Below are 11552 nucleotides of genomic sequence, written 5' to 3'. Positions count from 1 at the left end.
GGACACGCCCTAGCGGCTGCCGACGGGGGCGGGCAGGGCGGCGACGATGTCGACCACCCGGTCCTTGGCGTCGCCGAACAGCATCTGGGTGTTCTCGCGGAAGAACAGCGGGTTCTGCACGCCCGCGTAGCCCGAGGCCATGGAGCGCTTGAACACCACGACGTTGCGCGACTCCCACACCCGCAGCACCGGCATGCCCGCGATGGGGCTGGCCGGGTCCTCCGCGGCGGCGGGGTTGACCGTGTCGTTGGCGCCGATGACCAGCACGACGTCGGTGTCGGCCAGGTCGTCGTTGATCTCGTCCATCTCCAGGACCACGTCGTAGGGGATGTTGGCCTCGGCGAGCAGGACGTTCATGTGGCCGGGCAGCCGACCGGCGACCGGGTGGATGCCGAAGCGGACCTCCACGCCCTGCTCGCGCAGGCGCTTGGTCAGCTCCGCCACCGGGTGCTGGGCCTGGGCCACCGCCATGCCGTAGCCGGGGGTGATCACCACGGTGCGCGCGGAGGTGAGCAGGTCGGCCACTCCCGCGGCGTCGACCTCCCGGTGCTCGCCGGTGACCTCGGCGGCCCCGGACGGGGCGGGCGCGCCGAAGCCGCCCGCGATGACCGAGATGAACGAGCGGTTCATCGCCTTGCACATGATGTAGGACAGGTAGGCACCGGAGGAGCCGACCAGCGCGCCGGTGATGATGAGCAGGTCGTTCGACAGCAGGAAGCCCGCCGCCGCGGCCGCCCAGCCCGAGTAGCTGTTGAGCATGGACACCACGACCGGCATGTCACCGCCGCCGATCGAGGCCACCAGGTGCAGGCCCAGCAGCAGCGCGATCAGCGTGACCGCGCCCAGCACCCACACCGCGGGCTCGATGACGAACACGACGGTGAGCGCGGCGAAGACCACCAGCGCGCCCAGGTTCAGCGCGTGCCGCCCGGGCAGGGTCAGCGGGGAGGAGTTGATCCGCGCCGAGAGCTTGAGGTAGGCGATGACCGACCCGGTGAAGGTCACCGCGCCGATGAACACGCCGATGACGACCTCGGCGTGGTGCACCCCGAGCAGCGCGCCGGTGAGCCCGGCCTCGGCGTCGACGTCGAGGTAGCCGTTCCAGCCGACCAGCACCGCGGCCAGGCCGACGAAGCTGTGCATGAGGGCGATGAGCTCGGGCATGCCGGTCATCTCCACGACCTTGGCCCGCCACAGGCCGATCGCGGCGCCGATCACCAGCGCGACCACCAGGACGATGAGGCCGGTGGCCCCGGAGTCGAGGTTGGCCGCGACGGTGGCCACCAGCGCGATGGTCATGCCCGCGATGCCGGTGCGCACGCCGGTGCGCGCGGTCTCGTGCTTGGCCAGCCCGGCGAGGCTGGCCAGGAACAGCAGCGCGGCGATGAGGTACGCCGCGGTGGTCAGGGTCTGCGCGGTCACGGGTCAGCTCCTCGAGAACATGCTCAGCATGCGCCGGGTGACGGCGAAGCCACCGGCGATGTTGATGGTGGTCAGCAGCACTGCGGCCCCGGAGAGCCCCATCACCAGCGCGTTGCCGGAGCCGATCTGCAGCAGCGCGGCGACCACGATGATCCCGGAGATCGCGTTGGTCACCGACATCAGCGGCGTGTGCAGCGCGTGGTGGACGTTGCCGATCACGTAGAAGCCGATCACCACCGCGAGCGCGAACACCGTGAGGTGCCCGGCCAGCGGGGCGGGGGCCACCGAGGTCAGCCCGAACAGCGCCAGCGCGCCGACCGCGGCACCGGCGGCGCGCAGCCACGGCCGGGGCTTGGCCTCCGGCTTGGCGGTGCTGACCGGCTCCGCCGCGGCGGCCGCGGCCGGGGCGGCGCTGACCGACACCGGCGGCGGCGGCCACAGCACCTCGCCGGCGTGCGCCACGGTCATGCCGCGCTGCACCACGTCGTCGAGGTCGACGGTGAACCGCCCGTCCTTGCCGGGGGTCACCAGCTTGAGCAGGTTGACCACGTTGGTGCCGTAGAGCTGCGAGGCCTGGGCGGGCAGCCGCGCGGGCAGGTCGGTGTAGCCGATGAGGGTGACCCCGTTGTCGGTCACCACGACCTCGCCCGCCACCGAGCCCTCGACGTTGCCGCCCTGCGCGGCGGCCATGTCGACCACGACGCTGCCGGGCTTCATCGACGCGACGTGCTCGGCGGTCAGCAGCCGGGGCGCGGGGCGCCCGGGGATGAGCGCGGTGGTGATCACGATGTCGACGTCGGCGGCCTGCTCGGCGTAGATCTCCGCGGCGCGCCGGTCGTAGTCGGCCGAGGTCGCCTTGGCGTAGCCGTCGGTGCCCATGTCCTGCTGGACGTCCACGGCCAGGTACTCCCCGCCCAGGGACTTGACCTGGTCGGCGACCTCGGGCCGCGGGTCGGTGGCGCGCACCACGGCGCCGAGGCTGTTGGCGGCGGCGATCGCGGCCAGGCCCGCCACGCCCGCACCGGCGACGAGCACCTTGGCGGGCGGGACCTTGCCCGCCGCGGTGACCTGCCCGGTGAGGAACCGGCCGAAGGCGTGCGCGGCCTCGATCACCGCCCGGTACCCGGCGATGTTGGCCATCGAGCTGAGCACGTCGAGCGACTGGGCCCGGGAGATGCGCGGCACCGCGTCCATCGCCAGCGCGGTGACGCCCTGGCGCGACAGCGACTCCACCCGCTCGGGGTTGAGCGCGGGGGCGAGCATGGAGATCGAGGTGGCGCCCGCGCGCAGGCGCTGGATGTCGGCCTCCGGCGGCGGGTTGATGCCCAGCACCACGTCGGCGTCCCAGACCGGCCCGTCGACGACCTCGGCGCCCGCCTCGCGGTAGGCGTCGTCGGCGAACCCGGAGCGGGTGCCCGCGCCAGCCTCCACCGACACCCGGTAGCCCAGGGCGAGCACCTTCTTGACGGTGTCGGGCGTGAGCGCCACGCGCGTCTCGGCCTTCTCGGTCTCGGCGCGCACCCCCACGCGCGGCGGCGCGTCCGCGGTCGATTCGATGTCGTCCACGCGATCTCCTCTCGCGCCGGCGTGCGGCGCCGGGTGGTCCGTCGGTCGAGCGGGCACCCGTCGACTGCGGGTGCGCGATTTCACCGTTGCGAGGAAGGTACCGTCAACACTTGGTCGATCCTGATATGGCGATGCTCGCACTAGGGAACCGCGCAGTTCGGCGTTGCGGGGTGTTCCCCCAGCTCAGCCGGTGTGCAGGGGGTCGATCGAGACCGTTGTGAGACTCGTGTCGCGAGTGCCTTCCCAGTGCTTTTCTGTCATCTGCATTGAGCAAGAGACCAACGACACTCCCCGCTGGCGGCGCTCGGTGAGACGCGCGACCCCGCCCAGGACGACTCGACCGCCGCAACACCCGTCCGAGCGACACCACGGAATCGATCAACCACCGACAGCGCCTCGCACAACGGACCGCCGGGCCGGGTTTGGAACGCCAACGCCATTGATTGGAACCATCTCCGCCGGAGAAGCGCTGATTAATCCGGGAGAATTGAACCGCCGCGTCGAGAACTCATTTGTTGGTACTTGCTCACCACATGTCGCCGTGGGTGGAACATTGCCGCCACACCTCCCGGAACCCACCGTTCACGCAGCTCACACGCGTTGGGGTCGCAGTGCTCCCGAGGTGATGAACCGGCTGTAGTTCCATGACAAATGCGTCGTGAGGGTTTTCCGGTACTCCATTAGGTTGGTCACCCCTTGTCCGGGGAGCTATTCGGTGGTTACTCTCGATTTACGCCCGGATCGGGTCGACACCGAACGGGCGAGATCGGGCTCCTGCCGCTGTGCCCCCCATTCTTCTTCCGCATTCGTGCGTATTCATCGAGGAGTAGCGCATGCCCCGGAACTCCCGCGTCAAGCACCTCGCCGCCGTCGCCGCGGGCGCGGTCGGCGCCGCCGCCCTGCTCATCGCCCCCGCCGCCTCCGCCGCGCCCCAGGCGGGGCCGGTGCAGACCACCGGCGTGGTCACCAAGACCGTCGCGTTCACCTGCGCGTACCCGCTGATCGGCAACCGGTTGGTGTCGGCCACGGTCACCGCCACCTTCCCGAGCAGCGTCGCGGTGGGCACCCCCATCAACACCACGGACTTCTCCGTGGCGGTGGGCCTGGACGCCACCACCGTCCAGGCGCTGACCCTGATCGGGTCGGCCACCGTGGAGGGCACCGCCGTCGCGGGCGTCGACCTCGTCGTCAACAGCACGGCGCTGGGGGTCACCCTGCCCGGGCTGACCATCCCGAAGACCAGCGTGACCGGCACCCCGCCGGTCAACCTGACCATCACCGGCCCGGTGCCGTCGCTGACGGTGAAGGCCAAGGGCAGCGTGGCGATCGCCATCGGCAGCACGTTCACCGGCAAGATCACCCCGAAGCGCGCCGACGGCACCCTCACCGGCCTGGGCACCTTCGACCTCACCTGCTCCATCAACGCGGGCCAGAACCCGGCACTGGTGACGATCCCGGTCGTCTGACCAGGGCGCGACAGGCAGCCCCCGGCCCCCCGGCCGGGGGCTGCCCCCGTCCACCGCCCGGCGGCGGGGTCACCGGCGCGGCTCCCACCGGAACAGGCGGGCCGCCAGCGCGACGGCGACCACCACCCAGGCCAGGGTGGGGGCGAGCAGGACCAGCGACCCGGCGTCCGCCCCGCCGCCCCACGCGCCGCCGAGCAGCTCGGCCGCCACGCCGCCGGGCAGCAGCCGCTTGAGCAGGGTCAGGTCGTCGGTGCCGGTGATCGACACCCAGCTCGCGATGACCAGCGTGCCCAGGATGACCGGCAGCGTGGTGACCTGGGCGTGCTCCGGGGAGCGGGTCAGCCCGGCGGTGGCCAGCCCGAGGCCGAGCATCATCGCGGCGGTGGTGACCAGCGCCAGCACCACCAGCGCGGGGTGGGCGGGCGCGCCGGTGACCGCGGCGAGCACCGCCAGGATCGCCGCGACCTGCACCAGCGACAGCACCGCCGCGGGCAGCAGCAGGCCGGACAGGATGCCCGCGTCGCTCGCGGCCGTGGACGCCAACCGCTTGAGGAACAGGGTCTGCCTGCGGGCGGCAAGGGTGGTCACGGTGGTGGCGTAGAGCCCCATGACCAGGACGACGAACGACACCGCCACGGCGATGTAGGCGAAGCCCAGGGGCTCGAACAGGTCGCGCTTGGCGATGAACAGGGCGCTGGTGGCCAGCGGGACGATGAACGAGGTCACCAGCACCAGGCGGTTGCGGACGATCTGGACGAGTTCGCTGCGGGCGATGGCCAGCACGGGTTGTCCCCCTCCGGGGTGGTCGCTGCGGGTTCGGATCGGTGGGTGGAGATCGGGTGCGGTGGGAGACGCGGTCCGGTCAGGCCGCGCGGTGGCGGGTCACCCGCCGATGGCGCGGAAGACGTCGTCGAGCCGGGTCGGGCCCGCCTCCAGGTCGGCCAGGTGCACGTGGGCCGCGCGCGCCCAGTCGAGCAGGGCGTGCAGGTCGCGCTGGAGGGCGTGGGTGCGCACCAGCAGGCGCCCGTCGGCCTCGCGGGTGGCGGCCAGCGGCAGGGCGGGTGCGGCGGCGGGCAGGCCGAAGCGGATGGTGGCGGGCAGGGTGCCGGTCAGCTCGGGCACGGTGCCCTCGCGGTGGAACCGGCCCTGGTGCATCAGCCCGATGCGGTCGGCCCGCTGCTGGGCCTCCTCCAGGTAGTGCGTGGTGAGCACGACCGTGGCACCGTCCTCGCGCAGCCGGTCGACCGCCGCCCACAGGTCGTCGCGGGACTGGATGTCCAGCCCGGTCGTGGGCTCGTCGAGGAACACCAGCTCCGGGGAGCCCCAGACGGCGGTGGCGAAGTCCAGCCGCCGCTTCTCCCCGCCGGAGAGCTGGGCCACCCGGGTGGCCGCCTTGCCGGTGAGCCCCACGACGCCGAGCACCCGCTCGGCGGTGTCCGACCTGCGGGTCAGGCCGCCGATGAGCCGCACGGACTCCCGGGCGGTGAGGTCCGGGGAGAACCCGCTCTCCTGGAGCATGATCCCCACCCGCGGGCGCACCGCGCGGCGGTCGAGCGGGCTGCGGCCGAACACGCGCACCGAGCCGGAACTCGCACCGCGGTGGCCCTCGACGACCTCCAGGGTGGAGGTCTTGCCCGCGCCGTTCGTGCCGAGCAGCGCGTACAGCTCCCCCCGCGCCACCTCGAAGGTCAGGTCCTTGACGGCGTGGAAGTCGCCGTAGCGGACGTTCAGCGCGTCCACTTCGATCACCGGGGTCATGCCACGATCACACACCGGCGGCGCGCGCACCGGCAGTGCCGCAGCGTCACCACCCCGGCATGACATTCCCCCGGCTGTGCACATGACGTGGCGTCACTGGTGGGCGCTGGGACCCGCCGGGATACTGGCCGGGACCGGACACCCGCGCGACGACGGAGCAACCACAGTGGACACAGCCACGGCCGAGGTGCCCGCGGGCGGGTCCCGGGCGCGGCTGCGGCGGTTGAACCTGGTGATGTTCCTGCCGCTGATGGTGGCGGGCGGGGTGCTGCTGGTGGCCCTCGGCGCGCGCACCTGGTGGCACGTGCTGGTGCTGGGGGTGGGCGCCGCGGTGGCCGCGGTCGCCTTCGAGCGCTGGGCGGCGGGCGGGCTGCTGCCGGTGGCGGCGCCGCTGCTGGCGCTCGCCGCCGCGACCTGGGTGGTCGGTGGGGTGGTGCTGCACAGCGGGCACGCCTTCTACGCCCTGTCGGTGGCGGGCCCGCTCGCCGTCCCGCAGCTGCCCCGCCACCGGGGCGCGGCGGCCGTGGTGCTGATCGCGGTGGTCGGGGTGGTCGGCGCGGTGGCGGTGGCGACCGCCCCGGGGGCGTTCATCGGCGACCTGATCACCTTCCTGCTGGTGCCGACCGGCATCACGGCGGTGATCACCGGGCTGATGTTCCCCAACAAGCGCTTCTACGACGTGGTGGCGGACCTGGAGCGCGCCCGCGGGCAGGAGGCGGAGCTGGCGGTGGCCCGCGAGCGCGTCCGCTTCGCCAGCGACCTGCACGACATCCAGGGCCACACCCTGCACGTGGTCAAGCTCAAGGTCGCCCTGGCCGAGAAGCTGCTGCGCGCCGACGTCGACCGCGCCGAGCAGGAGCTGCGCGAGGTGCGCGCCCTGGTGGCCGACACGATCACCCAGACCAAGGAGCTGGCCCACGCCCAGCGCCGCCTCAACCTGTCCGCGGAGCTGGAGAACGCCAAGAACCTGTTCGAGGCGGCGGGCATCACCGTCGCGGTCACCCGCGGCACCGAACCCGACCCGCGCGCGGGGGAGCTGCTGGGCCAAGTGCTGCGGGAGACCACCACGAACGTCCTGCGCCACGCCGAGGCCACCCGCGTCGAGGTCACCCTGTCCGCCACCGGCATCACCATCACCAACGACGGCGCGCCCAGGACCCCGCTGCCGCCCCTGCGCGGCCTGTCCACCCTGCGCGACCGCCTCGCCGCCGACGGCGGCACCCTGTCCGCGGCCCTGCGCGACGGCCGCTTCACCACCGCCGCGACCCTCCCCACGGGACCGAGGAGGCGCCCGAGATGACCACGGTGGTCCTCGCCGACGACGAAGCCCTCCTGCGCAAGGCCCTCGCCGCCCTGCTGCCCCTGGAGGGCGACATCACCGTCCTGGCCGAGGCCGAGGACGGCGCGGGGGCCGTCGCCGCCACCCTCGACCGGCGCCCCGACGTCCTGGTCATCGACCTGGAGATGCCCGGCACCGACGGCCTGGCCGCCGTCGCCGAGATCCGCAGGCACCTGCCCGACCAGGTCATCCTCATGCTCACCCGGCACGCCCGCCCCGGCGTCCTGCGCAAGGCCCTCAAGCTGGGCGTGCAGGGCTTCGTCAGCAAGTCCGCCGAACCAGCCCACATCACCCAGGTGATCACCACCCTGCACACCGGCAAGCGCTGGATCGACCCCGACGTCTCAGCCCTGGCCGTGGTCGACGACAACCCCCTCACCGATCGCGAGTGCGACGTCCTCCGGGCCACCTCCGGCGGCTACTCGGTGGTCGACATCGCCACCCAGCTCCACCTGGCCGAGGGCACAGTCCGCAACTACCTCTCCAACGCCATGCAGAAGACCCAGACCCGCATCCGCCACGAAGCCGCCCGCTACGCCAGAGAACACGACTGGCTATAGCCCCCTGATCTTCACCGCACCCCTCCCTCGCATACAGAAGGAAGGGCCGACCACCCCCGCAGCAGGAAGCCCGGCTACGGCAATGCTCGATGCGGTGGTTGTGCTTGGCCGGGGGAGGCGATCATGTGCTACCCAAACGGGACGGGCGGGCGTCTTTTCAGCCCGCCTTTTCCCGCCCGACAGCACATGATCGCCGCAGGGGCCCCGACCAAGCGCAACCACCGCATCGAGCCAGCCGCCAAACGCCCCGGCTCTTCCACCTACCGAAGCCGCAGGCGAGGCGACACCCCACCCCGAGCGCAGGCGAAGCCCGATTGTCCTACGACGCCATCACCACCTGCGCCCGCTCCCACACCCGGTGCATCCCCAGCGCCGCGATCAGCTCACCCGTGAACGGCTTCAGCACCTTCTCCCCCACCAGCACACCCGGTGCCGACAGGTCCACCCCGGCACCCTCCAGCACCTGCACCCCGTCACCCCAGGCCGCGATCGGCTTGCAGTGCCGGAACGCCTCCTGGAGCAGCAGGCTCAGCTTGATGTCGCGGAACCCGCCGAGCCCGCCCGCCACCACGACCGCGTCGAACTCGATGGACCGGCACGTCAGCAGGGTCCGCTCGACGACCCGCGTGGTCCTGCCCTTGCTGATCACCCCACCCGCGGGCGCGATCACCCGCAGGATGGCGCCCGCGGCCTCGACGGCCTTCTCCAGCTTGTCGATGCCGCCCAGGTCGGCCCCCGGACCGGCGACCACGCCCACGACCCGGCCGGTGACCGGTCCGGGTCCCGGCGGGATCTGCGACAGCGCGGGCGAGGGCACGACGTCCTCGGCGGGCGTGCCCGCGGGCGCGGGCAACCCCAGACCCGCCGCGACGGCCGCGCACAGGTCGGCGTCCACCTCGGCCAGCACCCGCAGCTGCCGCTCCTTGATGGCCTGCTCGTAGCACTTGCCCAGCTCGAAGGTGAACGCCTCGACCACGTGCACCCGCTCCACCTCGGACAGGCTGCGGTAGAACAGCGTCGCCTGGGAGAAGTGGTCGTCGAACGACGCCGGGTTGGCGCGCACGGCCTCGCCCTCGACGGGGCGCGGGCGGTGGACGTAGGCGCCCTCGGCCTCGGTGGCGACCTTCGGGGCGCCGCCGTCGACGGAGTTCGGCAGGTACGGCGCCTGGCCCTGGTGGATGGCCATCTGGTGCATGCCGTCGCGCAGGTTGTCGTTGACGGCGGCGTGCGGGCAGTTGATCGGCAGCTGGGTGAAGTTCGGCCCGCCCAGGCGGGTGAGCTGGGTGTCGAGGTAGGAGAACAGCCGCGCCTGCATGAGCGGGTCGTCGGTGACCTCGATGCCGGGGACGAGGTTGCCGGTGTGGAAGGCGACCTGCTCGGTCTCGGCGAAGTAGTTGGTGGGGTTGCGGTCGAGGGTCAGCCTGCCGATGACCTGCACCGGGCACAGCTCCTCGGGCACGATCTTCGTCGCGTCGAGCAGGTCGATGCCCTCGAAGGTGTGGTCGGGGGTGTCGGGCATGACCTGGATGCCCAGGTCGTACTCCAGCGGGGCGCCCGCCTCGATGGCGTCGGCCATGTCCCGGCGGTGGAAGTCGGGGTCGGCGCCCGCGGCCAGCTGCGCCTCCTCCCACACCAGCGAGTGCACGCCCGCCACCGGCTTCCAGTGGAACTTCACCAGGCTGGTGCCGCCGTCGGCGGCCACGAGCCGGAAGGTGTGCACCCCGAAGCCCTCCATGGTGCGGTAGGAGCGCGGGATGCCCCGGTCGGACATCGCCCACAGCACGTGGTGGGTGGCCTCGGTGTGCAGGCTGACGAAGTCCCAGAAGGTGTCGTGCGCGGTCTGGGCCTGCGGGATCTCCCGGTCCGGGTGCGGTTTCCCGGCGTGGATGACGTCGGGGAACTTGATGCCGTCCTGGATGAAGAACACGGGCATGTTGTTGCCCACCAGGTCGAAGTTCCCCTCGGCGGTGTAGAACTTCACCGCGAACCCGCGCACGTCGCGCACGGTGTCGGCCGAGCCGCGCGAGCCCAGCACGGTCGAGAACCGGGTGAACACCGGGGTCCGGCGCCCCTTCTCGGCCAGGAACCCGGCCTTGGTGACCGCGGCGGCCGCGCCGTTGGCCACGAACGCGCCGTGCGCGGCGGCGCCGCGGGCGTGCACCACCCGCTCGGGGATGCGCTCGTGGTCGAAGTGGGTGATCTTCTCGCGGAGGTGGAAGTCCTCCATCAGCGTGGGACCGCGGCGCCCGGCCTTGAGCGAGTGGTCGGTGTCGGGCAGGCGCACCCCCTGCGCGGTGGTCAGGTGGTCGCCCGCCTGGGCGCGGTTGTCCTGCCCCAGGGTGGCCAGCGGGTCCGCCTTCCCGGTGGGGCTGGTGGGCTTCGGTGCGGCCTGGTCGCGCTGGCGCTTGGGGGGCACGCTCTCCTCCTGGTGCTGGGCGGTTCGCGGATCGTCCGACGCCGGAGCGCGGGCGCTCCGGCCAGGCGAATACCCGGGACCGGCGGGCACAAACAGGAGTCTTTCCAGAACGGCGTGCGGCACCCGGCGGTGCGGGCCGCACCACCTGGGCTCAGAGGTGGGCGCGCAGGAAATCCACCAGTTCGGTGAGGGCGCGGCCCGCGGTGTCCAGCGGGGGCTTGTGGGTGTAGCCGTGGTCGCTGTCGCGGAAGACGTGGTGGGTGACGGGGACCCCCGCGGCGGTGAGGGCCAGCGCCAGCCGGTGCCCGTCGACGGCGAGGGAGTCCAGCGACCCGGTGCTGACCATCGTGGGCGGGAACTCGGCGAGGTGGTCGTCGAGGATGGGTGAGGCCAGCGGGTCGGTGCGCGCCGCCTCGTCCGCGAAGTAGGTGCTGTTGACCAGCTTGATCAGCCAGGGACCGATCACCGGCACCCGCTTGGGCGAGGTCCGGTCGTGCGGGCCGGGGGTCACGTCCACGACGGGGAAGACCGCGGCGAGCGCGGCGACGGGGAACCGGCCGCGCGCCTGCTGCACCACGTTGATCGCCAGCTTGGCCCCCGCGCTGAACCCGCCCACGGACAACCGGGACGCGTCCCACCCGTGCTCGGCGGCGCTGTCGAGCACCCACTGGGCCACGTCGGCGCACTGGTGCTCGGCCACGGGGAACGCCACGTCCGGGGCGGTGTCGTAGTCCGGGGACACCACGACGGCGCCGAGGTCGGCGGCCACCCGCTTGCAGATGAAGTCGTCCTGCTCCGGCCTGCGCATGATGAACGCGCCACCGTGGACGTTCAGGTGCACCGGCGGGTTCGCCACGCCGTCGGGCCGGTAGATCAGCACGCGGACGTCGCCGTGCCGGGTGGGCGCGGTGACCTCGGTGGGCTCGGGGGTCGCGGGGCCGAGCCCGCGCAGCGCGGCGGGGGTCGGGATGACCGTCACGGACCGCAGCGCGTGGGCGGCGAGCTTGGTGGTCAAGCGCATGGGC

9 protein-coding genes are annotated in these 11552 nt (G+C 72.6%); 3 read left to right on the top strand and 6 right to left on the bottom strand.

The features are described from left to right. Nucleotides 1-9: 9 nt before the first annotated feature. Nucleotides 10-1422, bottom strand: a complete 1413-nt coding sequence (pntB, locus tag BJP25_RS09920; RefSeq protein ID WP_075974532.1) for a Re/Si-specific NAD(P)(+) transhydrogenase subunit beta — start codon at nt 1420-1422, stop codon at nt 10-12. A 3-nt stretch (nt 1423-1425) separates the two neighbouring features. Next, entirely contained in the window at nt 1426-2988 is a 1563-nt protein-coding gene (locus BJP25_RS09915) for a Re/Si-specific NAD(P)(+) transhydrogenase subunit alpha (RefSeq protein WP_075974531.1), read from the bottom strand. Between the two features lie 833 nt (nt 2989-3821). Between BJP25_RS09915 and BJP25_RS09910 the strand changes: the two genes are divergently transcribed. Beyond that, nucleotides 3822-4454: a DUF6801 domain-containing protein gene (locus BJP25_RS09910; protein ID WP_075974530.1), complete on the top strand. Its 633-nt coding sequence runs from the start codon at nt 3822-3824 to the stop codon at nt 4452-4454. A 69-nt stretch (nt 4455-4523) separates the two neighbouring features. Here BJP25_RS09910 and BJP25_RS09905 read toward each other — a convergent pair whose 3' ends face one another. Together BJP25_RS09905 and BJP25_RS09900 are read right to left on the bottom strand one after the other, a co-directional pair. Continuing rightward, nucleotides 4524-5237 (bottom strand): ABC transporter permease, encoded by a 714-nt coding sequence (locus BJP25_RS09905; RefSeq protein WP_075974529.1) that lies wholly within the window; start codon nt 5235-5237, stop codon nt 4524-4526. A gap of 99 nt (nt 5238-5336) precedes the next feature. Continuing rightward, the gene (locus tag BJP25_RS09900) at nt 5337-6212 is read right to left on the bottom strand and encodes an ABC transporter ATP-binding protein (RefSeq protein ID WP_198943410.1); all 876 of its coding nucleotides are present in this window, start codon (nt 6210-6212) and stop codon (nt 5337-5339) included. Nucleotides 6213-6447: 235 nt separating this feature from the next. Here BJP25_RS09900 and BJP25_RS09895 point away from each other — a divergent pair, with 235 nt between their 5' ends. Together BJP25_RS09895 and BJP25_RS09890 are read left to right on the top strand one after the other, a co-directional pair. Beyond that, complete coding sequence (locus BJP25_RS09895) at nt 6448-7512, top strand: sensor histidine kinase (protein WP_075974800.1); 1065 nt, start codon at nt 6448-6450, stop codon at nt 7510-7512. Then, nucleotides 7509-8111, top strand: coding sequence for a response regulator (locus tag BJP25_RS09890; protein WP_075974528.1), 603 nt, complete (start codon nt 7509-7511; stop codon nt 8109-8111). Before BJP25_RS09895 ends, BJP25_RS09890 begins: the two co-directional genes overlap by 4 nt. Before the next feature lie 319 nt (nt 8112-8430). Here the strand turns inward: BJP25_RS09890 and BJP25_RS09885 are convergent, their stop codons facing one another. Both BJP25_RS09885 and BJP25_RS09880 read right to left on the bottom strand, forming a co-directional pair. Continuing rightward, complete coding sequence (locus BJP25_RS09885; RefSeq protein WP_075974527.1) at nt 8431-10527, bottom strand: catalase; 2097 nt, start codon at nt 10525-10527, stop codon at nt 8431-8433. Between the two features lie 151 nt (nt 10528-10678). Continuing rightward, the gene (locus tag BJP25_RS09880) at nt 10679-11548 is read right to left on the bottom strand and encodes an alpha/beta hydrolase (RefSeq protein ID WP_075974526.1); all 870 of its coding nucleotides are present in this window, start codon (nt 11546-11548) and stop codon (nt 10679-10681) included. Nucleotides 11549-11552 lie beyond the last annotated feature (4 nt).

Source organism: Actinokineospora bangkokensis (genome assembly GCF_001940455.1).
In the GTDB taxonomy this organism is placed as follows: domain Bacteria; phylum Actinomycetota; class Actinomycetes; order Mycobacteriales; family Pseudonocardiaceae; genus Actinokineospora; species Actinokineospora bangkokensis.
The sequence above is the reverse complement of the archived record's forward strand: the minus strand, read 5'-3'. Positions and strand labels throughout refer to the sequence as shown.